The 24,196-nt window shown below is 72.4% G+C and carries 24 protein-coding genes; 20 read left to right on the top strand and 4 right to left on the bottom strand.

Going from position 1 to position 24,196, the window contains the following annotated elements; translation table 11 throughout:
* The first annotated feature begins 334 nt into the window (after nucleotides 1-334).
* The 17 genes from BM076_RS16495 to BM076_RS38010 all read left to right on the top strand — a co-directional run bounded on the left by BM076_RS16495 (nucleotide 335) and on the right by BM076_RS38010 (nucleotide 15,196).
* Nucleotides 335-1,027: a hypothetical protein gene (locus BM076_RS16495; RefSeq protein WP_093714287.1), complete on the top strand. Its 693-nt coding sequence runs from the start codon at nucleotides 335-337 to the stop codon at nucleotides 1,025-1,027.
* 19 nt (nucleotides 1,028-1,046) lie between these two features.
* A complete protein-coding gene (locus tag BM076_RS16490) occupies nucleotides 1,047-1,850 on the top strand; it encodes a hypothetical protein (protein ID WP_093714286.1) in 804 nt (267 codons plus the stop codon).
* A complete protein-coding gene (locus BM076_RS16485) occupies nucleotides 1,847-3,154 on the top strand; it encodes a CpaF family protein (RefSeq protein ID WP_093714285.1) in 1,308 nt (435 codons plus the stop codon). The genes BM076_RS16490 and BM076_RS16485 overlap by 4 nt, the downstream gene beginning before the upstream one ends.
* Nucleotides 3,154-4,164, top strand: coding sequence for a type II secretion system F family protein (locus tag BM076_RS16480; protein WP_093714284.1), 1,011 nt, complete (start codon nucleotides 3,154-3,156; stop codon nucleotides 4,162-4,164). Before BM076_RS16485 ends, BM076_RS16480 begins: the two co-directional genes overlap by 1 nt.
* Entirely contained in the window at nucleotides 4,161-5,072 is a 912-nt protein-coding gene (locus BM076_RS16475) for a type II secretion system F family protein (protein ID WP_177246470.1), read from the top strand. Before BM076_RS16480 ends, BM076_RS16475 begins: the two co-directional genes overlap by 4 nt.
* Before the next feature lie 87 nt (nucleotides 5,073-5,159).
* Complete coding sequence (locus BM076_RS37535) at nucleotides 5,160-5,408, top strand: hypothetical protein (RefSeq protein WP_245796091.1); 249 nt, start codon at nucleotides 5,160-5,162, stop codon at nucleotides 5,406-5,408.
* Between the two features lie 20 nt (nucleotides 5,409-5,428).
* On the top strand, nucleotides 5,429-5,995 hold the full coding sequence (locus tag BM076_RS37530) for a TadE family protein (protein ID WP_322935616.1): 567 nt from the start codon (nucleotides 5,429-5,431) through the stop codon (nucleotides 5,993-5,995).
* Between the two features lie 4 nt (nucleotides 5,996-5,999).
* Nucleotides 6,000-6,506 (top strand): TadE/TadG family type IV pilus assembly protein, encoded by a 507-nt coding sequence (locus BM076_RS16460; protein ID WP_093714282.1) that lies wholly within the window; start codon nucleotides 6,000-6,002, stop codon nucleotides 6,504-6,506.
* Nucleotides 6,506-7,009, top strand: a complete 504-nt coding sequence (locus BM076_RS16455) for a pilus assembly protein TadG-related protein (protein ID WP_107416964.1) — start codon at nucleotides 6,506-6,508, stop codon at nucleotides 7,007-7,009. Before BM076_RS16460 ends, BM076_RS16455 begins: the two co-directional genes overlap by 1 nt.
* 113 nt (nucleotides 7,010-7,122) lie before the next feature.
* Nucleotides 7,123-10,158 (top strand): BTAD domain-containing putative transcriptional regulator, encoded by a 3,036-nt coding sequence (locus BM076_RS16450; protein ID WP_093714281.1) that lies wholly within the window; start codon nucleotides 7,123-7,125, stop codon nucleotides 10,156-10,158.
* 52 nt (nucleotides 10,159-10,210) lie between these two features.
* The gene (locus BM076_RS16440; RefSeq protein ID WP_143120581.1) at nucleotides 10,211-10,882 is read left to right on the top strand and encodes a hypothetical protein; all 672 of its coding nucleotides are present in this window, start codon (nucleotides 10,211-10,213) and stop codon (nucleotides 10,880-10,882) included.
* Entirely contained in the window at nucleotides 10,873-11,892 is a 1,020-nt protein-coding gene (locus BM076_RS16435; RefSeq protein WP_143120580.1) for a hypothetical protein, read from the top strand. Before BM076_RS16440 ends, BM076_RS16435 begins: the two co-directional genes overlap by 10 nt.
* 116 nt (nucleotides 11,893-12,008) lie before the next feature.
* The gene (locus BM076_RS16430; protein WP_093714277.1) at nucleotides 12,009-12,284 is read left to right on the top strand and encodes a hypothetical protein; all 276 of its coding nucleotides are present in this window, start codon (nucleotides 12,009-12,011) and stop codon (nucleotides 12,282-12,284) included.
* Nucleotides 12,285-12,289: 5 nt separating this feature from the next.
* Complete coding sequence (locus BM076_RS36135; RefSeq protein ID WP_093714276.1) at nucleotides 12,290-13,609, top strand: hypothetical protein; 1,320 nt, start codon at nucleotides 12,290-12,292, stop codon at nucleotides 13,607-13,609.
* 23 nt (nucleotides 13,610-13,632) lie between these two features.
* Nucleotides 13,633-14,028, top strand: coding sequence for a hypothetical protein (locus BM076_RS16420; RefSeq protein WP_093714275.1), 396 nt, complete (start codon nucleotides 13,633-13,635; stop codon nucleotides 14,026-14,028).
* Nucleotides 14,025-14,618: a hypothetical protein gene (locus tag BM076_RS36645; RefSeq protein ID WP_093714274.1), complete on the top strand. Its 594-nt coding sequence runs from the start codon at nucleotides 14,025-14,027 to the stop codon at nucleotides 14,616-14,618. The genes BM076_RS16420 and BM076_RS36645 overlap by 4 nt, the downstream gene beginning before the upstream one ends.
* Entirely contained in the window at nucleotides 14,615-15,196 is a 582-nt protein-coding gene (locus BM076_RS38010; RefSeq protein ID WP_093714273.1) for a hypothetical protein, read from the top strand. Before BM076_RS36645 ends, BM076_RS38010 begins: the two co-directional genes overlap by 4 nt.
* Before the next feature lie 8 nt (nucleotides 15,197-15,204).
* On the opposite strand, the gene BM076_RS16405 is transcribed toward BM076_RS38010, so the two are convergent.
* On the bottom strand, nucleotides 15,205-15,825 hold the full coding sequence (locus tag BM076_RS16405; protein ID WP_093714272.1) for a CGNR zinc finger domain-containing protein: 621 nt from the start codon (nucleotides 15,823-15,825) through the stop codon (nucleotides 15,205-15,207).
* A gap of 80 nt (nucleotides 15,826-15,905) precedes the next feature.
* On the opposite strand from BM076_RS16405, the gene BM076_RS16400 reads away from it, so the two are divergent.
* On the top strand, nucleotides 15,906-17,261 hold the full coding sequence (locus BM076_RS16400; RefSeq protein WP_093714271.1) for an MFS transporter: 1,356 nt from the start codon (nucleotides 15,906-15,908) through the stop codon (nucleotides 17,259-17,261).
* Here the strand turns inward: BM076_RS16400 and BM076_RS16395 are convergent.
* The 3 genes from BM076_RS16395 to BM076_RS16385 form a co-directional block, all read right to left on the bottom strand.
* Nucleotides 17,200-18,975: a transporter gene (locus BM076_RS16395; protein ID WP_407640662.1), complete on the bottom strand. Its 1,776-nt coding sequence runs from the start codon at nucleotides 18,973-18,975 to the stop codon at nucleotides 17,200-17,202. The genes BM076_RS16400 and BM076_RS16395 overlap by 62 nt on opposite strands.
* Entirely contained in the window at nucleotides 18,975-19,847 is an 873-nt protein-coding gene (locus BM076_RS16390) for an ABC transporter ATP-binding protein (RefSeq protein ID WP_245796090.1), read from the bottom strand. The genes BM076_RS16395 and BM076_RS16390 overlap by 1 nt, the downstream gene beginning before the upstream one ends.
* Nucleotides 19,848-20,042: 195 nt before the next feature.
* Nucleotides 20,043-20,738 (bottom strand): bifunctional DNA primase/polymerase, encoded by a 696-nt coding sequence (locus BM076_RS16385; protein ID WP_177246469.1) that lies wholly within the window; start codon nucleotides 20,736-20,738, stop codon nucleotides 20,043-20,045.
* Nucleotides 20,739-20,978: 240 nt separating this feature from the next.
* Here BM076_RS16385 and BM076_RS16380 point away from each other — a divergent pair, with 240 nt between their 5' ends.
* Nucleotides 20,979-22,358 (top strand): transcriptional regulator, encoded by a 1,380-nt coding sequence (locus BM076_RS16380; RefSeq protein ID WP_093714269.1) that lies wholly within the window; start codon nucleotides 20,979-20,981, stop codon nucleotides 22,356-22,358.
* Nucleotides 22,359-22,616: 258 nt separating this feature from the next.
* Nucleotides 22,617-24,104 (top strand): hypothetical protein, encoded by a 1,488-nt coding sequence (locus BM076_RS16375; RefSeq protein WP_093714268.1) that lies wholly within the window; start codon nucleotides 22,617-22,619, stop codon nucleotides 24,102-24,104.
* The last annotated feature ends 92 nt before the right edge of the window (nucleotides 24,105-24,196 follow it).

Raw genomic sequence — 24,196 nt, 5'->3', positions numbered from 1 at the left:
AGTGATTCCCAGGCCGGACGGAAGAGGGGTGGACGGGGCGGGTGGGGTAGCGTGCAGCCCGAGCGTGGGCATGTCACGAAAGCCGTTCCGTTCTGTTGCAAGGCCGTGAGTCTCTTGTCACGGGATGCGCCTTGAGGGTGTTTCCGAGGCGCTGATAGCGTGCGGTGACTTGACATCGGCCTGCGGGCTGTCGCCGGACAGGAGCGCGACAGTCTCTCCCCACGCAACCGATTTCGAACAAGCACGCCGGCTCGACGGGGGCAGTGACGTGAGGACCAGAGAACGTTCCGCTGCGGGCGGCGGCAGTAACAGCCGTCAGTCCGGATCCGGGCCCATGCACGGGGCGCCGGTCGGCGGAGAGCGGCTGCCGACGGTGACGCGGGAGCGCAAGCCCGCGCTCGCCGCGCTCGCGGTACTGCTCATTCTCGTCGGCGCGCTCGGCGCGACCGTCATGGTGATGCGCGCGGGGAACAAGATCTCGGTCGTGAAGATCGACAAGAACGTCGCGATCGGCGACCCGATCCCCTCCTCCGCGATCCGCGAGGTCATGGTCTCCGACGACTCCGGGGTGAACTTCGTGCTGTGGAAGCAGCGCGGCGACCTGGAGAAGAACTACCGGGCGGGCACCAACATCGTCGCGGGCTCCGTGCTGGTCAAGGAGATGATCACGCCGCAGAAGGACGTGCTCCCCGCGGGCAAGTCCCTCGTCGGACTCTCCCTGAAGCAGGGCGGCTTCCCCTACGGCATCACCACCGGCCAGCGCGTCGCCGCCTACCAGGTCGGCAACGATGCGGCCAAGGCGCAGAGCGGTTCGTCCGGCGACACCAGCGCCGGAAGCGGCGGCGACCCCAACACGCTGATCAGCGACAGCCTGATCATCAAGTCGATCAAGTCCGACGCGTCCGGGCTCGGCGGCGGGAACACCCTGATCACCGTCATCGCCGACTCCACGGTCGCCGGCAAGCTCACGCTCGCCGCGTCGACCAACGAGGTCTCGCTCGTGCTCATGCCCGACAGCAAGAACTGAACGAGCGGGCGCATACGTCATGGCACTGATCGCAATCGCCGCCGACAAGGGCTCACCGGGCGTCACCACCAGCGCCGTCGCGCTCGCCGCCGTATGGCCGCGCCGCGTCCTGCTGGCGGAGGCCGACCCGGCGGGCGGCGACCTCGTCTACCGTTCGCGCGCCGCGCACGGCGGCATGCTCGACCCCAACACCGGACTGCTGTCGCTGGCCGCGACCGCCCGCCGCGGCCTGGCCGCCGAGCAACTGTGGGACCACGCCCAGCCGCTGTCCGGCGGACTCGACGTCCTCGTCGGCATCGGCAGCGCGGAACAGGCCGCCGGCCTGTCCGGACTGTGGCCGATGCTCGGCCAGGCATTCGCCACGCTCGCCGAGTCGCCCAACGGCGCCGCCGACGTGATCGCCGACTGCGGCCGGATCGGCGCCGACTCACCGACCCTCGAACTCTTCACGCACGCCGCCCTCGTGCTGCTGGTGTCGCGCTCGGAGCCCGAACACCTGGCGCGGGTACGGGACCGGGCGGGCGCGCTCTCCGCCAAACTGCACGGCTCGCAGCGCGGCGCCGCCGCCGCGCTCGGCCACCCGCCGATCGGCATCGTGCTCATCACCGACCCCAGCCACAGCGCCCGGCTGGCCGGCCAGGTCAACGAGATGCTGGTCGCCTCGCAGATCTCCGCCCGGGTCGTCGGCACCCTCGCCCACGACACCGGCGGCGCCGAGACGCTCAACGGCCGCCGCCGCGGACGCCTCGACAAGTCGCTGCTGATCCGCTCGGCCCGGCAGATCACCGCCGACGTACCGCACCGGTACGGAGTGCTCCGATGAGTACGGTCGACCACCAGTTGGTCAAGCGGTTCCGGCAGGAGGCGGGCGACCGCATCTCGGAACAGCGCCGGCTGGACCAGGCGACCGGCCAGGCCGCCATGTCGCCCGAGGACGAGCGGCAGTTCGCCCGCGCCATCATCGCGCAGATCCTGGAGGACTACGCCCGCGCCGAGATCACCGTCGGCCGCACCCCGCCCGACGCACAGGCCGAGGAGGCGTACGCGGCCGCCGTGCACGCCGCGCTCTTCGGCGTCGGCCGGCTCCAGCCGCTGCTGGACAACCCCGAGGTCGAGAACATCGACATCAACGGCTGCGACCAGGTCTTCGTCGGATACGCCGACGGCCGCGAGGTCCAGGTCGAACCGGTCGCGGAATCCGACGAGGAACTCGTCGAGCTGATCCAGGTGCTCGGCGCCTACTCCGGCCTGTCCTCGCGCCCCTTCGACTCCGCGAACCCGCAGCTCGACCTCCGGCTCCCCGACGGCTCCCGGCTGTCCGCCGTGATGGACGTGACCCGCCGCCCGGCGCTGTCCATCCGTCGCGCCCGCCTCGGCAAGGTCTTCCTGCCCGACCTCGTCGGCAACTACACGCTCACCCCCGAGCTGGGCTCCTTCCTGTCCGCGGCCGTCCTCGCCCGCAAGAACGTGATGATCGCCGGCGCCACCAACGCCGGAAAGACCACGCTGCTGCGTGCCCTGGCCAATGTCATCCCGCCGCACGAGCGCCTGATCACCGTCGAACGCGCCCTGGAACTCGGCCTCGACCAGTTCCCCGAACTCCACCCCAACGTCGTGGCGTTCGAGGAACGGCTGCCCAACTCCGAGGGCCAGGGCGCCATCACCATGGCCGAACTGGTCCGCCGGTCGCTGCGTATGAACCCCTCCCGGGTCATCGTCGGTGAGGTGCTCGGCGACGAGATCGTCACCATGCTCAACGCGATGTCGCAGGGCAACGACGGCTCGCTGTCCACGATCCACGCCAACAGCTCCGGCGAGGTCTTCAACCGTATTTCCACCTACGCGCTCCAGGCGCGCGAGCGGCTGCCCGTCGAGGCGTCGCAGATGCTGGTCGCCGGCGCCATCGACTTCGTCGTGTTCGTCCAGCGCAACAACGACTTCCAGCGCGGCGGCACCCTGCGCCGCGTTGTCACCTCCGTCCGCGAGGTGAACGGTGTGGACGGCCGCGTACTGTCCAGCGAGGTCTTCGCCCTGGGACGGGAGGGCGTGGCCATGCCGCACGCCCCGATCGCCTGCCTCGACGAACTCCTCGCCCACGGCTACCAGCCCACGGGGGTGTGGCGGTAATGACCGGGATCTTCTCCCTGTCCGTGCTCTACGGACTGCTCGCCGGAGCCGCGGTCGGCGGCGGCATCGCGCTGTTCATCGTCGCGATGCGCGGCTGGGCGCCCAAGCCGGGGGCCAAGGCACCGGGCGAGTCCACCGGCGACAAGGCGTCGGAGCTGGTGCGCTTCCTGTCGCAGCGCGGCTCGCTCGCCATCGTCGCGGGACTCGCCGTCCTCGGCCTCACCCGGTGGGCGGTGCTCGGCGTCTCCACCGCGGTCCTGGTCTTCACCTGGGACAAGCTGTTCGGCGGCGCCTCGGAGGAACGCGCCGCGATGAAGCGCGTCGAAGCGCTCGCCGCCTGGACCGAGTCGCTGCGCGACACCATCGCCGGCGCCGTCGGCCTCGAACAGGCCATACCCGCCTCGGCCCGCGCCGCCGCGCCCGCGCTGCGCGCGCACCTGTCGTCGCTCGTCGACCGGCTCAGGTCGCGCACCCCGCTGCCCGAGGCGCTCCAGCACCTCGCCGACGAGATCAACGACGCGTCCGCCGACATCATCATCGCCGCCCTCATCCTCAACGCGCGGCTGCGCGGCCCGGGTCTGCGCGAAGTGCTCGGCGCGCTCGCCAAGTCCGCCCGCGAAGAGGTCGACATGCGCCAGCGCGTGATGGCGCAGCGCGCCAGCACCCGGCGCAGCGTGCAGATCGTCGTCGTGGTGTCGGTGGTCTTCGTGCTCGGCCTCGCGATCTTCAACCGCAGCTTCGTCGAGCCGTACGGCACGGCGATCGGCCAGGCCGTACTGACCCTGGTGTGCGGGCTGTTCGCCGCGGGCTTCTGGTGGCTGCGCAAGCTGTCCAACATCGAGACGCCCGAACGGTTCCTGGTCCACGAACCCGAGCGGGCCCCGGGCGCCGAACGGATCGGGGTGCCGCCGGGACACGGCGTACCCGGCGGCCCCGGGCACGGCGTACAGGCGACACCGGGACAGCCGATGCCCGGCCAGGTCTTCCCGGGACAGGGGGCGGCACGATGAACAACATCCTCATCAGCTGCCTGGTCGGCGCGGCCGTCGGCCTCGGCGTCTTCGCGCTGATCCGGGCACTCCTGCCCGGCCGGCGCAGCGCGGTGAACACGGTCGCGCAGATCGACGCGATGCGCGCGGCAGGACCGGTCAGCGGCGGTTCCGCCGCACCCGCACCGACCGACCTCAAGGGCCGGATCGGGCAGCGGGTGGCGCAGTTCTACCTCCAGCAGGGCTGGGAGCAGCGCTCGCTGCGCTCGGACCTCGCGGTGCTCGACCGCAGTTGGGAAGGGTTCCTCGCCACCAAGCTCATCCTGGCCGCGAGCGGACTGATCTTCGGGCCGTTCCTGTTCGCCGTGGTCTGGCAGCTCGGCATGGGGTCCAACCCCGTCATCCCGGTCTGGATGGCGCTGATCTTCGGCGGTGTCTTCTTCGTCCTCCCGGACTTCGAAGTGCGCCGCGACGCCACGGACAAGCGCAAGGACCTGCGCCGCGTCATCGGCGCCTATCTCGACCTGGTGTCGATGAACCTCGCCGGCGGCCGCGGCCTGCCCGAGGCGCTGATGGCCGCCGCCGAGATCAGCGACGGCTGGGCCCTGACGCGGATCCGCAACTGCCTGGCCGACGCCCGGATCACCGGCACCAGCCAATGGGTGGCACTCGGCAACCTCGGCGAGGAACTGGGCGTCGAGGAATTGAGGGACCTCTCCGTCACGCTCGGCCTGGTGGCCGACGACGGCGCGAAGGTCCGAGAGTCGCTCGCCTCGCGCGCCGAGACGATGCGGCACCGGGAACTCGCCGAGATCGAGGGATCGGCGGGCGAGAAGTCCCAGTCCATGCTCGTGGCGCAGCTCCTGCTGTGTGCGGGCTTCCTGGTCTTCCTGATCTTCCCCGCGGCCATGCGTGTGTTCCAGGTCTGAACAGCGCCACCGCGCCACGCGCCACAACGTCACCGCACCACGGCGTCACCGCACCACCGTCACCGTCGAGTCGAGAGGACTTGAACCATGAATCGCCTGCCCACCGTCAGCCATCCGGCTGTCGACTTCCTGATGGCGTACCTCCGGGGCCGGATCCAGCGCGTCCGCGAGGAGGACCTCTCCCGCGGCGCCTCCGCCGTGGAATGGGTCATCATCTCCGCGGTCGTCGTCACCGTCGTCGGCGTGGTCGCCTTCATCATCAACAACGCCCTGCGCGACAAGGCCACCGGCGTCGGCGACTGCATCTCCAAGACGTCCGACACCGGCACCTGCTGAGGCCGGGACCGGTCACCGTGATGGGACGACGAACCGACGTGCTGCACCACGCCGTACGCCGCAGGCTGGACGCCGCCCGCGGCGACAGCGGCGTGGGCAGCCGTACGGTCCCGGCCGGCCATGCACGTACGGCCGGCCGCGCGGGCACGGGAGCGGGCACGGGAACGGTATGCGGCGCGGGGGCGCCTGCCGGCAGTGACCGCGGGATGACCGCGATCGAGTTCGTCTTCCTCACGCCGGTCCTGTTCTTCATGATCTTCGCGACGGTGCAGTTCGGGCTGTACTTCTTCGCCGACCATGTCGCGCAGGCCGCCGCGCAGGCCGGGGCACGCAAGGCGCGCGCCGAGGCCGACGCGGACCCGGGCGGCTGGTCGGACAAGGCGACGGCCGAGGCCAAGGACCGTATCGAGCAGCTCGGACCGAATCTGCTGGACGGCCGCCAGGTGACGGCCGTGCAGCCGGACGCCGTCACGGTCGGCGTACGCGTCACCGCCGACGTACCCACCATCTTCCCCGGCTTCCACTTCAAGGTGAACGAGAGTTCCCAGGGGCCGGTGGAGCGCTTCGTACCGGACAACGGGGGCTGATCCGATGCGTATCCGAGCCGGGAAGCGGCTCAGCCGGCTCGGGCGGGCCGGGGACGTCGTACGGGCCGGGCATGCCGTACGGGCCAGGAGCGTCGCACGGGCCGTGGACGGGGCCGACCGCGGGCTGTCCACCATCGAGGTGGTGGTCCTCGCCCCGATCATGATCCTGTTCATCCTCATCCTGGTCGCGTTCGGCCAGCTCGTGGACGGCCGCGGCGCGGTGGACAGCGCCGCCCGGGACGCCGCCCGCGCCGGCTCGATCCAGCGCGACGAGAACGTCGCGCTGAGCGAGGCGATCGCCGCGGCCAAGGCCGACCTCGGCGACACCTGCGTCGACGGCACGCTGCTGGTGAAGAAGACCAGCCCGGGCTTCGAGGCCGGCTCCATCTATAAGGTCGAGGTCAGCTGCACCATCCGCGGCCTCGGCTCGCTCGGACTCAACATCCACAAGACGATCACGTCCACGGCGGCCTCGCCGCTCGACCCGTACCGACGGGCGGTGCCGAACTGATGGACGCGACACGATTCCTGAGTGGATTCCCGGCCGCCGCAAAGGTCGTGGACGCCGTGGCGGCCGTACGGCGGCGCGCCGACCGCGGCTCCGGCACAGCGGCGGTGCTGATCTTCGCCGTCGTCTTCATGGCGCTCGCCGCCTACGTCGTGGACGGCGGACTGTCGATCTCCAAGCGCGAGCGCGCCGCGGACATCGCCGAGCAGGCGGCCCGTTACGCGGCCCAGGACATCAACATCGAGGCGTTGCGGAACGCGCCGGCGGGCACCAAGCCGGTGATCAACGACGGGGACTGCACCGACAACGTCCAGGACTTCGCCCGGCAGTCCGGCCTGGACGGCGCCGATGTCGCCGGGTCCTACTGCACCTTCGCCGGCCCCGACCGCGTCGAGGTGACCGTCCAGCTCACGTACCAGCCGATGCTCACCGGTTTCTTCTACGACCACGACATCGTCGTCCACGGCACGGCAGCCGCCGAGTCCGTGACCGGACCCGCCAACTGACCGCACCGCCAACTGACCGCACCGCCAGCCGACCGCAGCGGCACCCACCGCACCACGGACCGCCGCCCGACCACCAGCAATCGCAGCTCCGACCGAAGGCAGAGGAAGCAGCCATGGCACGCACGACCGCCACGGGACGTAACCGCGCGCAGCAGGGCGGAGCGGCGGCACGTCCGCCGCGCAGGCACCGTACGTTCGGCGACTTCGTCCGTGCCCTCGGCGCGTTCCTGGCGCTGGCCGTCCTTGTGGTGGGCGTGCCGGGCGCCCTGCTCTACTTCATCGGCTCGCCCTTCCCGCACCACGTCGACTCCGACCTGCTGCAACAGCCGATCACCAGCGAGACGTTCATCAACACGCTGGCCGTGGTCGTCTGGCTGGCGTGGGCGCAGTTCACGGCGTGCGTGCTGGTGGAGAGCAAGGCGGCGATCTCCGGGGTGGGCATGCCCACCCGGGTGCCCGGCTCGGGCGCGAGCCAGCTGCTGGCCCGCCAGTTGATCGCGGCGCTGCTGCTCGTCGGCGTCAGCACCGCGGGCCTCGTCCCCGGTCTCTCCCAGCTCGGCCACGCCAACCAGCACGAGAGCCAGGCCCGCCCGGGCGTGGCCGCCACCGCCCAGCAGACGCCGGGACAGCAGCAGGTGCGGACGGCGAGCGCGGCCGTACCGCACCAGCAGGCCGCGCAGCACGCGGCGGGCGCGCAGCAGGGAGCGGGCCAGTCGACGGCCAAGGACACGAAGTTCTACCGGATCCAGCCGCCCGAGGGCCGGCACCACGACTCGCTGTGGGAGATCGCGCAGCGCCACCTCGGCGACGGCCGCCGCTACCACGAGATCTACCAGCTCAACAAGGACCGGGTGCAGCCCGACGGTACGAAGCTGTCGCAGGCCAGCCTGATCCGGCCCGGCTGGGTCATGGAGATGCCCGCGGACGCGCACGGCGGCGACCTCGTCGAGATGCCGGTCGCCGCACCGCACGTCGCGCCCGACATCCAGCACTACGCGCAGCACGGCGGCGCCAAGGACACCACGGCGGAGGGCGCGCACGCCGCCACCCAGCACGCGGCCGAGCAAGGGGGCGGCGGCAGCGGGGCACAGGGCGGTTCCGGCGCTCAGGGCGGCTCCGGCGGTACGGGCGCCGACAGTACGGGCTCCGGTGGCGCCGAAACCGGCGCTCGGCACGCGTCCGTCACCACCCCGACCCACGCCGAGACGGCCCCCGAACACGCGCCGACCGCGGCCCTCACCGCTACGTCCGGCTCCCACTCGCACGGCTTCGACCTGTCCGAGGCGCTGATCGCCGCCCCGCTGCTGGCCGCGGGCCTGCTCGCCGCGCTCGGCCGGCGGCGCCGTACGGCCCTGTGGCAGTCGGTCACCGCGGGCGGTCTGCGCACCCCGCGCACCCCCACCGGGCCCGAGGCCGACGCCGCCGACGCGCTGCGCGTGGGCGCCGACCAGGACACCGTCACCTTCCTCGACCGCGCGCTGCGCGCGCTGTCCGCCCAACTGGACGGCGAGGGCCGCAAGCTTCCCACCGTCTACGCCGCCTGGCTCACCGACGAGGCGCTGCACCTGCAACTCGCCTGGCCCGAGGGCCAGCCGCCCGCTCCCTGGCAGCTCGGCCAGGACCAGACCTTCTGGCGCCTGGACCGTCCCGACCTGACCGACGACGCCGATGTGTCGGCCGCGGCCCCGTACCCGGGTCTCGTCGCGCTCGGCACGCTCGACGGCGCGCGGCTGCTGCTCAACCTCGAAGCGGTGCCCGGCATCGTGTCGCTGACCGGCGCCCCCGCCGACCGCGAGGCCGTACTCGCCTCCGTGGCCGCCGAGTTGGCCACCAACGGCTGGTCGGACCGGATGACCGTCACCCTCGTCGGCTTCGCCGAGGACCTCACCGCCCTCGCGCCCGCCCGGGTCCGGCACCTCGCCGACGTGCCCGAGGTCATCGAGACCATGTCCGCGGAGACCGCGCAGCGGGCGGGCGCGCTGCGCACCGCCGGCCAGGACAGCGTCCTCACCGGCCGTACCGGCCGCGCCCAGCACACCCAGTGGGCCCCGCACCTCGTCCTGCTCGCCACCGAGCCCACCGAGGAACAGGCCGACAAGCTCGCCGAGTTGGCCGCCGACGCCGGCCGTCTCGGCATCGGCTACCTCGTCGCGGCCGGCAGCGGTGATCTGCCGGGTGCCGCCTGGGAGTTGGAGATCACCTCGGCCGGACGGCTGCTCGCGCCGCTGCTCGGCCTCGACCTGGAGGCGCAGACGCTGCCCGCCGCCCAGTACCAGGCGGTGCTGCGGCTTTTCGCCGAGGCGGGCAACGAGGACGGCTCGGGCGCCGGACCCGACGCGCCGCCGTTCATGGTCGACCTCTCCGACCAGGGCCGGCCCGGCGTGTACGCGCGCCTGCTCGGTTCCTTCGAACTCTCCGGTGTCGCCGAGCCGTCCGCCGAGCGCAGCCAACTCCTCCACGAGGCACTGGCGTTGCTCCTGCTGCACCGCGAAGGCGTCCACCCGCGCGTACTGGCCTCCGCGCTCTGGCCGCGCGGCGTCACCGAGGACGTCCGCGACGCCCTCGTCGAACGGCTCCGCGACTGGCTCGGCACCGACCCCGGCGGCGTCGCCCGCCTCACCTTCGACGACACCGGCCGGATCGTGCTGGCGTCCTCCGTCGTCTCCGACTGGGACGTGCTCCAGACCCTCCACCACGAGGCCACCGAAGGCAGCGCCGCCTCCGACCCCACCGCCCGCCGCCGCCTGCTCACCCAGGCGCTCTCGCTCGCCCGCGGCCCGCTCCTCCAGGACCGCACCCCGGGCCGCTACGGCTGGCTCTCGCACGAGATCGTCGACGCCCAACACCCGGTGCTCGTCGCCGAGATCGCGCTCGCGCTGTGCGCGCTGCACCTCGACGCCAACAAGCCCAAGGCCGCCGTCGCCGCCGTCGAGACCGGTCTGGTCGTCGCACCCAACGACGAGCGGCTCTGGCTCGAACTCCTCCGCGCCACCAACGCGACCGGCGATCCCGCCCGGTTGCAGGCCGCCGCCAACTCCCTCATCGCCCGCGGCAATTCCCTCGGCGGCGCCGGCCGCGGCCTGCCGCCCCGTGTCGAGGCCCTCCTCGACGAACTCCTGCCCGACTGGCGCGGCAGCATCGCCAACTGACCCCTCACCAGCGGCCGTTCGGCCCCCATCCCCCCACCCCTACGGAGCCCCGATGAACAAGTCCCACGCCGCCGCCTCGGCCCTCACCCTCGCCGTGACGGCCGCCCTCACCCTCACAGCCTGCGGCGGCGGCTCGGACGATTCGGGGAGCGACAGAATCACGGACGGTACGGTGTCGCCTTCGGCGCGGGCGACGACGACTCCTTCGGCCACAGGGCCGGCCGCTTCCTCGGCCCCGACGGCGTCGCCCGTGGACTTCCACCTGCCGTCCGACATCAAGGTCCTCATCGACGCGGACACGACGGGAGACGCCACCAAGGACGCCGTACTGCGCGCCAAGGCCGATACGTTGACGGCGCGTCAGAAGCTGTACGTCGATCTCGATCCGGGATCCGCCGTGCTCAAGGCGTACTTCTCCGGACAGGCCAGGGCGTTCTACGCCGAACAGATCGCGACGCGGAAGAAGGAGGGGCACACCGTGACGGGAACCTACCGCTACTACGACCGCAAGGTGACGGCGGTGACGTCCGACACCGCCGTCGTTTCGTACTGCGAGGACCAGTCCAAGGCGTATTCGAAGGACGTCAAGACCGGCACCGTCCTGCGCACCACGCCGAGCCCCGACGACTACCGCCTCTACACGGCCACCCTGCTGAAGAACGCAGGCGGGATCTGGCAACTCGACTCCTTCCAGGGCAAGGCCGACGCCCCCGCGTGCCAGTGAGGGCCTCGCTGCGGGCCGCCGTCACGGCAACGGTGCTCGGCGCCGCGGTCCTGGGCGCGGCGGGACCGGCGTTCGCGGGCGACGGTGACCCCATCTCGCCTCCGCCGAAGCCCCCGACGCGGCAGGGGACGTCCGGCAACGGCGCCATCAGTGCGAGCGTGCAGCTGGACACGAGGCACAACGGCCGTGAGAAGTCCGTCCCCGTGAGTCCGGTGGACCGCAACTGGACGCCCCCGTTGTGCTGGAGCCAGCCGAAGTACGACGCGAAGCAGTACAAGGACTGGATGCTCGGACCGGAGAACGTCGGCATCGGCCCCAACGCCGCCCAGATCGCCGACGCCATCAAGAAGCGGACCGACTTCCACGACGGCGGCAAGGGCGCGTGGTGGTTCCGCACCTACGACACCGACCAGATGACGTCCGGAGCGGTGTCGCCGGAACGGGTCGCCGGATGCACGTCGATCCCCGGCCAGCAGTGGATCGAGGCCCGTGACCCCGAGCCGCCGCTCGCACTCGACCCGCGGATCCTGTCCGGGCTGGCGTACAGGGCGCTCCGACTGCCCACTCCACCGGTCAAGTTGAGCCCCGTCGCCGACAATCAGACCGTCAACCTCCCGACCTTCGCTTCCTTCACGGACGCCCTTCCCGACCGCGTCTGGGTGACCGCGAGCTTCAACGCGCTCGGCCTCGACATCGCGGCCACCACCGTTGCCGTGCCCACCGGCATCCGGATCGACGCCGGCACCTCCTACGCCGACCCGCAGAGCTGCACCTACAAGCTCGAAGCCGGCGCGGGCGGCGGTTATCAGGTGGACTCGTCGAAGGACGACTGCAACATCACGTACCGGAAGCAGGGCCCGTACACGCTGCACGCCGAGATCACGTGGAAGGTGACGTGGACGCCGTCCGCGGATCCGGTCGGGCCGGTCGCGCAACCCGGCCTGCCCGACGGCCTGTCGGGCAATGACGTCCCGGTCGAGGTCAAGGAGATCCAGACCGTCGTACGGTGACTGACGGTCCGTCACGCAGGATTCACCCGTAACCCCGGCCCGGCGCGCCGCCGTTGTCAGTCCGTCACGACGTGACGGCATATGACGGCGACAATGAAGGCGGTCGGGGTACGGGCATGGCGGATCTCAAAGTGACGGACCAGGTGCTGGCCGACGCCGAACGACTGCTGTCGAAGCTGCACTTCGAGTTCAAGACCATCAAGGCGCACCGCGACGAACTCCACGACATCTGGGGCTCGCCCGCAGTGGCGGGCGCGATGGACTCCTTCGTCAACAACTGGGCCTGGTACCGCAAGAAGCTGCTCAGCGGCATCGAATCGGTCGGCGGCCTGGTCGGCGCGGCTCGCGAGACGTTCAAGCGGACCGACGAGCACCTCGCCAAGAGCGGCTGACCGCCGTGACCACGCCCCGCCCCCGCGACTGGCACCCGCTCGCCGACGCCGACCCCACCCCCGGCGACCCCGAGGCGATCCGCGCCGAGGTCGCCCACATGAAGCGCCTCGCCGCCATGCTCAGGGCCGAGGCCGCCGACCTCGCCCTCATCGGCTCCGCCGACGGCCTCAAAGGCGGTTACGCCGTCAAACTCCGCGACGAGTCCCGCGAATTGGAGGTCCACCTCCGCGAGACCGCCGGCCGCTACGAACGCGTCCACGGTCACCTCAGCGGGTGGGCCGCCGAACTCGACGACATCCAGTCCGAGGCGGATCGCATCCTGCGGGGTGCGCGGGCCGACGCTTCCGTTTCTGCTTCCGGCTCCGCTTCGGGTGACACGGCGCCCGATGGCGCCGAGGCCGATCCGCTGGCCCGGCACCGGCGTTCGCTCGACAAGGTCGAGACCCACCGTGACCTGCGCGCCGCGCATTACGCGGCCAGGATCCGGCACGAGATCAACGACAAGATCAAGGATTCGTGGTGGGAGCGGCGGAAGAACGAGATTGATGGGGTGAAGGGGGCGATTTCGCTTGTCGTGGACGTCATGAGTTGGGTGGCCACCGGCATTGCGCTGGTCGCCATCGTCATGACCCCGGCGGGCTGGGTCGCCGGCCTCGCGATCTGGCTCGCCGTCGGCGTCCTCGCCGGGCACCTCCTCCTGGCTGCCGCCGGTGACGGGTCCTGGCTCGACATCGGCATGGACGTCTTCGGTCTCCTGACCATGGGGGCGGGCACGATCGCCCTCAAGAACCTGACGGCCGTCCGCACGGCCACGAAACTCGCGGCCCAGGGCGCCGCCGACGAGCGCGCGGCCGTCTCCGCGACGCGCTCCTCCCGGTCCGTGCTGGACCGGTCGTCCGCGACCGTGAATCGGCGCGGCGCCACCAAAGCGGCGCGGGCCAAGGCCCGCCATGACCGCAACATCGCCCGGGCCGCAGCCAAGCGGGCCGGTCGCGACGCGGCTGCGTTCGAGGCCGCCGCCCCGATGGCGGAAGCCTCCCAGCGGGAGGCGGTGCTTCTCGGGGGAGACCGGGAAACGGCGAACCTTTACAAGGATGTGGTGCGGATGAGGGCGGCGTACCCCGAGAGTGGCGCCGTGCGGCGCGCTAGCCAGGGCGCGGAGGTGCACCGGAATGCCTTCCGGGGGGCTTGGGCGTCGGCGACGTCCGTTGACCTTGTGGATAAGGCGGCAGGCAGCAGTGACTTCATCCCGCGCAAGCCCTCGTCCAGCTCCTATGGCGACTTCAAAGACCGATACACGAAGGAAGTCGGCACCGCGTGGTGACCCTCTACTGAGCCAGGAGTTACATGTTCTTCGTCAGCGATGTGACCAGTGATCCGCTGCTTGCTCGTAGCGACAAGCGAATCCGATGGGGGGCGATCGTCCCGCCGCTCGGGTTCTGCCTGGTGGGCCTTACCGGGCGCCTGTTCAATCCGGGCAAGGAGGCGTTCATCATCGAGATGCTCACCTTGGCGGTAGTTGGACAGCTGCTGGTTTGGTGGGGGTTATGGGGTCTGCACCGCACCTGTGGATGGGACTCTGACGTGCTGTTCTACCTGTGGGTAGGCGGTGTGCTCACAGCCATTACCGTCACATCCACCGGCATCCTCTACCTCACCCCCATCCCCTTGATCGCCCCCGCGACTGCCTGGCTGGCCAGGACGAGACTTCGGCGGAGCCGGGGAGAGAGGGGCGCGCCGTGACGACGGGGACCGTGGTGGGGTACACGCTGGTGCTGCCTCCCGGATGGGTCCGGGTACCTCTGCGCGAGGGCACCGACAAGGCGCTGGACGAGAAGGTGTTCCGGGGGATGGGGGTGGTGCCCGAGGGGGTGCCGCGGGATCGGGGGATGGCGTTCCGGGCTGAGGTGCGGCGGCGGGTGGAGGGGATGGCGCGGGAGGCGCGGGCGGGGGGCGGGCTGGATCTGTACGTGCCGGTGGAGGCAAGGGGCGGGGCGATGGTGGCGGCGTCGTTCGTGGTGGCCGAGGTCGCGGGGGAGGGGGCGCCGGAGGCGGTGCTGGCGGGGCTGGCACGGGAGACGGCGGGGGAGGTGCGGGAAGTGGCGGGGACGGTGGGGGTGCGGCGGGAGTACGTGGCGCCGCCGGAACCGGACGAGGGGATCGAGACGTACGCGCGGCACGTCGATTACACGCTGCCGGTGCCGGACGCGTCGCGCTGGCTGACGGTGACCTTCTCGACCGTCGGGGACGGTGATCCGGGGAGCGAATTCACCAGGGTGCTGGTGGAGTTGTTCGACGCGCTGATGACGACCTTTCGCTGGAGCCTGGCGTGAGCGCCCGGTTGGACGCGGGGGCGGTGGACCACGCGCGGTGGGTGCGGGTACCGCCGGCGGGCTTCCCGGACGTCGCGGCGTACGCGCGGGTGATGGCGGAGGCGCACGCGGGGCCGGGCGAGGCGGGGGAGTTGGCGGAGGTGCTGGCGTACGGGATGGAGCGCTATCCGCGGGTCTATCCGGGGTACGGGCTGCACTTCCACCTGGAGGGCCCGCGCGGGATTCCGCTCGCGGTGTACTCCGCCGAATTCGACCTGGAGGGCGGGGAGGCCGACGCGGACGAGGAGTTGCGCGCCCTCACCCACGCGGACGCCGACTACGCGGTGGAGCCGCCGGTGGTCGAGGAGTTCGGCGGCGGGCGGTTGGGCACCGGCATCCGCGTACTGCGCTACTTCGTCGACCCGGATGACGGGGATGGCGGGGACGACGGCATCACCGTAGGACTGCGGTACGCGTGGCGGGTGCCGGAGCACGGCGCGGATGTGCTGGTGCTGACGGCGGCGCCCGATCCGGCGCGCGTGCTGCGGGCGATGGACGACATCGACGCCTTCGCGCGGGCGCTGCGCTTCGCGCCGTAGGACGACGGTCAGACGCCCCGCGCGCGGAGCGCGGTCTTCTTGGCCTGGTTGCCGCAGACGTCCATGGAGCACCAGCGCCGGGTGCCGGGACGGGAGTGGTCGAGGAAGATCGCGCCGCAGGTGGGGGAGGCGCAGGGGCGCAGACGGGGGAGCAGGCCGGAGGAGGCGGCGAGGTCGAGGGCGTCGCGGGCGATCAGCGCGAGGGTGGCGGTGACGGGGTCGTCGGCGTGCCACCGGAGGTCGCCGGAGGCGGCAAGGCGCGGGGCGGGGACGGCGTGGTCGGCGGCGCGGTTGAGCCGGGTGCGGGCGGATTCGGCGAGGCCGGCGCCGGGCGGGGTGCCCGCGGGGCGGCCGGGGACGATCGCGACGGTGACCAGCGCGTACACCGCCTCGCGCAGGGCGCGCGCCTCGCGGAGCCCGTCGGGCGAGGGTACGGAGCCGGCGGGTACGTCGGCGCAGGGGCCGCACTGCCGGACCCACGCGGCCAGCGCCGCCGGATCGGTCAGTTCCTCCGTGACCGCGGGCGTACCGCGGTAGCGCAGTGTCCGCAGGTAGTCCAGGCACAGCCGTCCCGCACCCTCGCGGAAGCGGGCCGGAGGGGCGGTGACGTCGGTGTCGTACGCGCTCATGGGGACAGCGTACCGCTGGAACCGGTTTAACTGGTACGGTCGGAACCGGTTAAAGAAGTTCCCACGCCAACGAGGTGTCGATGTCCCAGCCGTCGTCCGCCGCGCCGTCCCCCGGCCCCGACGCCGCCATATCCGCGTCCGGAAATGCGTCCGCGTCCGGCCCGCCGCGCCGCCTCATCGTCCTGCTCGCCGTCGCCTGCGGCCTGACCGTCGCCAACCTCTACTACGCGCAGCCGCTGCTCAGCGAACTGCGGCACACCTTCGGCATCGACGCCGTCACGGCCGGCAGCCTGGTCACCGTCTCCCAACTCGGGTACGCCGCCGGCCTGCTGCTCATCGTCCCGCTCGGCGATGTGCTGGAGAAGCGCCGGCTGGCCACCGTCCTGCTCGCGCTGACCACCGGCGGCCTCGTCCTGGCGGGCCTCGCGCCCGGCTTCCCCGTGCTGCTGGTGGCGCTGCTGATCGTCGGTACGACCCTGGTCGTCGCCCAGATCCTGGTGCCCTTCGCCGCCGACCTGGCGCCGGACGAGACGCGCGGCAAGGTCGTCGGCCAGGTGATGAGCGGGCTGCTGACCGGCATCCTGCTGTCCCGGACCTTCGGGAGTGTGCTGGCGGGCGCGACCAGTTGGCGGGTCGTCTATCTGACGTCGGCCGCGTTGATGGTCGTCATGACACTGGTGCTGCGCAGGTCGCTGCCGCGCCGGGCGCCCGGCGCCGAGGCCGCCGCGCTCTCGTACGGGATGCTGCTGCGCTCCACCGGGCGGCTGCTGCGGGTGTATCCCGCGCTGCGCCGCAGGGCGCTGTACCAGGCGGCGATGTTCGGCACCTTCAGCGTCTTCTGGACCACCATCTCCTTCGTGCTGACCAGCGAGCCCTTCGACTACGCGCAGTGGCAGGTCGGGCTCTTCGCCCTGGCCGGCGCGGGCGGCGCGCTGGTGGCGCCGCTCGCCGGGCGCTGGGCCGACCGCGGCCTCGTCCGGCCGATGACGGCGGCGGCCTTCGCCGTCGCCGCGCTGTCCTTCGGGCTCGCCGGAGTCGGGCGGCACAGCGTCATCGCGCTCGGCGCCGCGGCCGTCCTGCTCGACATGGCCGTGCAGACCACCCTGATCCTCGGCCAGCAGGTGATCTACCGGCTCGACGGCCAGGCCAGGTCCCGGCTGAACAGTGCCTTCATGGCCACCTTCTTCGTCGGCGGCGCGGTCGGCTCGCAGGCCGGTTCCTACGCCTACCACGCCGGCGGCTGGACGGCGGCGGCAGCGCTCGGCGCCGCCCTGCCCGCGCTCGCGCTCCTCTACTGGACGACGGAACTGCGCCGCCCGCGCGACCGGGACAAGGCAGCCGCCCACGCGGCAGCCGAGCCCCCGACCCCGGGCGTCAGCTCTTCGCCACCACCGCCAGGATCTCCGGAAGCCGGTCGAGCAGCCGCGGACCGGTGAACCGCAGCGAGGCCGCCGCCGCCCCGAGCCCGTAGAGCACCCCGAGCGGGAGGATCAGCCACAACAGCCCGTGGTGGCCGGTCAGATGGAGCGCGAGCGTCAGGCCGAGCACCGGCAGGCAGAGCGCGGCTCCGCTGAAGGTGCCGCCGAAGACGTTCAGCGCGACCAGACCGCTCTGGCCGGGCGCCGCGTTGGCGAACGGATTGTCCTGCGGCACCGCGTACGGGAAGCGGACGCTGGCGTAGCTGCCGGTCGCGATGAGGGCGCCGAGGAAGGCGAAGGACAGACCGAGCGTCTCCGGCAGCGCCGACGTCCGGCCCAGCAGCAGGGCAGCGCCCGTGGTGACGACGGTGACGTACGGCACCGCGACGGCGGCCAGCGTCAGGGCCCGGCCGCGCAGTTCGAGCGCGGCGTCCCTGCGCGTGGCGATCGTCGCGGACACCGTCCAGAAGGCGGAGCCGTCCATGCCGAACTGGTTGTACATCTGCATGCCGAGCAGCCCGGCCGCCCACAGGCACTGGTAGACGGTGCCGTCCTGCACCACCGCGACCAGCGGCAGCAGCAGCCCGACGGCCAGGCCCGTCGCCCAGGACGCCTTCGACCTCGGGTCCCGCCACAGGTACCGGAACTGCCGCGCCATCACCGTGCCCGTCCGCCCGCCCAGCAGCCGCCCGCCCGCGAGCCGACCGGCGAGACCGCCGCCCGCACGACCGCTCCCCGAGCCGCCCCCGAAGCCGCTCCCGAACCGGCCTCCGATACGACCCCGGCCCCCGACACGCCCGCGCCCCCGCGCCCCGCGGTCCGCCCCGTCCGGCGCCGCCTGGAGCGTGGACGCGTCCGGCGAGATCATCAGCCGGAACAGCGTCGCGTACCACCAGCGCAGGATCAGCGCCAGGACGACGGCGGTCAGGGCCAGTTGCACGGCGGCCAGGCCGTACGCGCCGCGCGCCGTCGACCGCACCGCGTCCACGGCGGGCGCGGGCGGGATCCAGCGCAGCACGGAGGCGACCGAAGTGGCCCGGTGCAGCCCGCCGTTGGACGACAGCGAGCTGACGCCCAGATTGACCAGCTGGGCGCCGACCGCCACGAACAGACCGCTGAGCAGTGCCAGGTCGCGGCCCCTGCGGCTGGTCAGCAGCCGGGTGTTGGCGGCGGCGACGGCCCGCGCCAGCGCCACGCACAGCAGCAGCGTCAGGGCGACGGCGACGACGGCCACGACGCCCGCGGCCCAGCCGTGCGCCACCGCGGTGACCGCGCCCGCCGACACGATCAGGGTGAAGACCGGGCCGACGCCGAGCAGCGAGGACACCAGCAGCGCCGTTATCAGCGGGCGCGGGCGCAGCGGCAGCATCGCCAGCCGGGTCGGGTCGAGGGTGTCGTCGCCGCCGAAGAAGAACAGCGGCATGATCGCCCAGCCCACGCCGAGGACGACGGCCACCGTGACGGAGGCGGCCGGGGCGTAATGGTCGCCGCGCAGGGCGATCATGCCGGCGCCCATGCCGAGCGCGTAGAGCATCGCGAAGGCGACGCCGATGCACCAGCCGACCGTGCGGCCGGTGGACTGGCGCAGGCCGTTGCGCATGATGGCGAGCTTGAGCCGGACGAAGACCGGTGTCAGGGACGGCTCCCGGCCGGGCACGGACGGCACCTCGGACGGCCCGGAAGGCGGTCCGGACGGCGGCGCGGGCGGCGGAAGGGTCACCCCGGCACCCATCACTTGCCGCCGCTCAGCCAGTCGAGCCCCTGCCCGCCGCGCCGGTCGGCGCCGACCAGCGACAGGAAGGCGTCCTGGAGCGAGGGCGCGTCGCCGCGCACCTCGGCGAGCGGGCCGTGCGCCACGATCCGGCCCGCGGCCATCACCGCGACCCAGTCGCACAGGCTCTCCACCAGCTCCATCACGTGCGAGGAGAAGACGACGGTGCCGCCCGACTCCGTGAAGCGCTCCAGCACGCCCCGGATGACCTGGGCCGACACCGGGTCGACGCCCTCGAACGGCTCGTCCAGGAAGAGGACTTCGGGGTTGTGCAGCAGGGCCGCGGCCAGGCCGATCTTCTTGCGCATGCCGGTGGAGTAGTCGACGACCAGCTTGTGCTGACTCGCCGACAGGTCGAGCACGTCGAGCAGCTGGCCCGCGCGCTTGTCGACCTCCTCGCCGGGCAGGCCGCGCAACCGGCCGGTGTAGGCGAGCAGTTCGCGCCCCGACAGCCGCTCGAACAGCCGCAGGCCCTCGGGCAGCACACCGATCCTGGACTTCACGCCGACCGGGTCGGTCCACACATCGTGGCCCACGATCCGCACGATGCCGTCGTCCGGCCGCAGCAGACCGGTCACCATGGACAGCGTGGTGGTCTTGCCCGCGCCGTTCGGCCCCACCAGGCCGATGAAGCGGCCCGCGGGCAGCTCCAGATCGATCCCGGCGACCGCCGTCTGCTCGCCGAAGCGCTTCCACAGCCCGCGGACACGCACCGCGACCGGCTGCCCGTCACCGGTCGTGTCCGGCCCCTCCTCGACGGCCTTCCCGTACGGCACCGGCCGGTACGGTTCGAGGCGCGGCCTCTTCTCCCGCTCTTCCCGCGGCTCCGACATGCTGCGGCACCTCTCCCCGTCTCGTGCCCCTGTCCCGTCCGACAACCCTAGACGCGACCACTGACAGTGACCATGAGACCCGGAAACGTAGCACCGGCGAGACCGGCGGACCCGGAGCGGTAGCGCTGCGTCAGCGGCCCGACGCCTCCGCCGCCCCCGACGCCCTAACACCCCGACGCCCCAGCCGACTCCGCGTCAGCGCCCCCGCGCCGCCGCCAACTCCCGCCCGCACGCGTACGCCAGCGGGCTCAGCAGCTCCTCGACGTCCGGCAGCCAGCGGTTCAGGGCGGTCGGCTGTCGCGCCCACTGCACACTGCCGCGCCCGGTGCGGGTCGGCGGCGCGACGAGCCACTCGCCCTCGCCGCGCACCACCAGGTCCAGCGAACCGGGCGTCCAGCCCAGCTTCCGCAGCAGATCGGGCACCTTGACGGCGGCGCCGGGCAGGACCAGGAAGACCAGCCTGCGGTCGGGCGTGCAGAGCACCGGGCCGAGCGGCAGGTCCATCCGCTCCATCCGGGCCAGCGCCAGACAGCCCGCCACCTCCGGCACGTCGATCGCGTCGAACGTGCGGCCGGTGGGCAGCAGCACCGAGGACCGCGGCTGCTTGGCCCACATCCGCCGGACCGCGGGCGCGCTGCCGCTGGCGTGCGTCGCCCAGTCGGGGCGCGTCGGGTGGGCGCCCGGCGTCGGGCAGGTGGCGGAGGCGCAGGAGCACAGCACCCGGCCGCCCGGGTCGTCCTCCAGCCAGGAACCGGCGAGCACGTCCCAGCGCCGCTCCTCCGCGTACCGGACCGCGGCGTCGACAAGGGTGTCGCGAGGGTCGGGGTGTCGGTCGGTGAGCGGTCGCGCGGCTCCGATGGTGTCTTCCACGCGCTGCACAACTTCCGTCATGGGCGTCGGTTACGGGGCGGGGGCCGCGGCTCATGGCGGGCGCACGGGTGCACGACCGGGGGCGCGTGCGCGATCGGCGCCCGCAGCCGGGTAGTCATTCGGGGGCCGTTCGCCGTTCCGCCACGGGCGGAACGGTGGGAAATGCCGGAACAACTGGGCATTTTTCGGCCGTTGGCTGGGCACGTGTCACCAGGACGAAGGGTGACACCGGGGTTGGCATCGTCGACGTTGGGGGAATTCATGGCCGCACGACCGCTCGTGGCACGGCAGCCGAACGAACGGCTCCAGGCACTCATCCAGGAAGCGGGCTGCTCCAACGCCGGGCTCGCCCGCCGGGTCAACATGTGCGGTGCCGAGCACGGTCTCGACCTGCGGTACGACAAGACGTCCGTGGCGCGCTGGCTGCGCGGTCAGCAGCCGCGCGGCCGGGCACCGGCCATCATCGCCGAGGCGATCGGCCGCAAGCTGGGCCGCGCCGTGTCGATCGACGAGATCGGCATGGCCAACGGCAAGAACCTGGCCACCGGAATAGGACTGCACTTCGCGCCCACCGTGCTCGGCGCGATCGAGCAGGTCTGCGAGCTGTGGCGCAGCGACGTCGGGCGCCGCGACTTCCTGACCGGCTCCACCGTCGCCGCCTCCGCGCTCGTCGAGCCCAGCCGCGACTGGCTGATCACCCGGCCCGACCAGGCCGTCGCGCGCAACGGCGGCGCCAGGGTGGGCATGGCCGACGTCGAGGCGGTGAAGGCCACCACCCAGGCGCTCACCGACCTCGACCACCGCTTCGGCAGCGGGCATGTGCGCCCGGTCGTCGTGCACTACCTCAACAGCGTGGTGTCCGGGCTGCTCGCGGGCACCTACCGCGACCAGGTCGGCAGGGAACTGTTCGGCGCGGTCGCCCGGTTGACGGAACTGGCCGGCTACATGGCGGTCGACACCGGCCAACCGGGCCTGGCCCAGCGCTATTACATCCAGGCGCTGCGACTGGCGCAGGCGGCCGGCGACCGCGGTTACGGCGGCTACATCCTGGCCGCCGGCATGAGCCACCTCGCCGCCTCGCTCGGCAATCCGCGCGAGATCGCCCAACTCGCCCGCGCCGCGCAGGAAGGCGCCCGCGGCCGGGTCACGCCGACCGCCGAGGCGATGTTCTACGCCGCCGAGGCCCGCGGGCACGCGCTGCTCGGCGACGCCCGCACCTTCGCCGCGGTGGCGAATCTCGCGGTCGAGACCATGGAACGCTCCCGGCCCGACGAGGACCCGCCGTGGATCGCGCACTTCGACCACGCCTATCTCGCCGACGAGTTGGCGCACTGTCACCGCGACCTGGGCCAGGCCGTGCCCGCCGCGCGCCGGGCGGAGGAGGCGCTGGCCGCGCACCCGCAGACGCGCACCCGGCGGCGCGCCATCGATCTGCTGCTGCTCGCCGACGCCCAGGTGCAGCAGCGCGAATTGGAGGAGGCGTGCGCCACCGGCACCCAGGCGGTGGCCCTGTTGTCGGGCCTGCGGTCCAACCGCGGCGCCGAGTACCTGGACGACTTCCGGCACCGCCTGGAGCCGTACGCCGCGGAGCCCGTCGTCCGTGAATTCGGTGCCCGTCTGGAGGAACAGGACGCCGCATAGCGGACCATCACCGAATCGTTACGCGACCGACACCGGATCCGCGTACGGCGGTCAAATCGCTGGAGAGACCTTGCGGGACCGGGCCGGGTGGGCCCGGCCCCCGGGGCCGTCAGGTGTGTCCTGGCGTTCACTCGTTCGGGTACGTGGTTGCCGGTCGGCTTCACCCGGTAGCGTTGGCGGGTGGTTCCGGCGGATCCGACGATCCACCGGCAATCGGACGACGATCCGACGACAGGGCACAGGCGGGAGTCAGCGGCGATGCACAGCGACGGGCGCGACGAGGAGACGCCGGAGGCGTACCGGGGCGTCGTGCTCCCCGCGGGGCGGCAGCAGCCGCCCGTCCCGTACGGCGAGCACGTGCAGCCGGCCGGTGGCACCCCGTGGGGCGACCCCGCTCCGCAGGCGATGCCCGAGGCCGCGGACGCCACGCAGATGCTGCCGCCGTACCCGGGCGGCAACCCGGGCGCGCAGAATCCGGTACCCGTGGCGGACGCCACGCAGATGCTGCCGCCCTATCCGGGTGGCGACCCGGGCATGCAGCACGCCGCCGGACCCGGCCCCGTACCGCCGCTGCCGCCCGTGCCCCCGCAGGCACCGCAGATCCCGGCGCAGGCCCCCGCACAGCCGCTGATCCCGCAGATGCCGGCCCCCGCCGAGGCCACCCAGGCACTGCCGCTGTCGATCTTCCAGGACCGCGAGGAGGAGCCGCCGTACGGCGGCCAGCAGCAGGCCCACCAGGGATACGGCCAGCAGTCGTACGACGCCTACGGGCAGCAGACCCAGGGCTACGAGCAGCAGTACGGCGCCGACCCGTACGGCCAGGGCCAGAGCCAGGGTCAGGGTCAGGGCGGGCAGAGCGGCGGGTACGAGCAGCCGCAGCAGAGCCCGGTGCACGACAGCGACTACGACCACCTCTTCCGCAATGACGTGCCCGGCCCCGAGCCGCTGCGCCAGCGCATCATCCAGCCGCCGTCCGCCCAGCAACAGCAGCAACAGCAACAGCAGCAGTACGGGGGCCAGCCGCCGTACGACCCCGGCTACGACCGGGATTACGGCTACGACGACGGCCGGGACGACGAGCCGCGACGTAAGAAGTCGCCGGGTGTGGTGATCGGCATCGTCGTCGCCGGATGCGTGGTCGCGGGTCTGGTCGTCGGTGCCTTGATGACCGGTGGCGGCGGCGGTGGCGGCGACAAGACCGACAACACGGCGGCCAAGAGCAGCGTCACCCCGTCCGCGTCGGCGAGCGGTTCCGCGAGCGACAGCGCGGAGCCCACGGTCGACGCGGCCGCCAAGCAGCAGGCGCAGGGCCTCGACGCCCTGCTCAAGACCAGCGGCAACAGTCGCAGTTCGGTGATCGCCGCGGTCGAGTCGGTCAAGAACTGCAAGAACCTCGGCCCGGCCGCCGCCGATCTGCGGGCCGCCGCCGGTCAGCGCACCGGACTGGTCACCCAGCTCAAGGCGCTGCCGGTGGACAAGCTGCCCGATCACGCGGCGCTGACGGTGGCGCTCACCAAGGCGTGGCAGGCGTCGGCCGCCGCCGACACCCACTACGCGGCCTGGGGCGACCAGGCGGCGCACAACCACACCGTCTGCAAGGGCGGCCACGCGCGCAGCACGAACGAGGCGCAGGCCGGCAACCGCGAGAGCGGCACCGCGACCGAGCAGAAGAAGCACGCGGTCAAGCTCTGGAACACCATCGCCAAGCAGTACGGCCTCACGCAGCGGCAGTACAGCCAGCTCTGACCGCCGGCTCCACCAGCCCGCACCGCGCGACGCGACACGACGCGATCCGACGGCACGGCCCGGCCCGGTGCGACGGAGATCCGTCGCACCGA

It is taken from the genome of Actinacidiphila alni (assembly GCF_900112845.1).
Classification (GTDB): domain Bacteria; phylum Actinomycetota; class Actinomycetes; order Streptomycetales; family Streptomycetaceae; genus Actinacidiphila; species Actinacidiphila alni.
The sequence above is the reverse complement of the archived record's forward strand: the minus strand, read 5'-3'. Positions and strand labels throughout refer to the sequence as shown.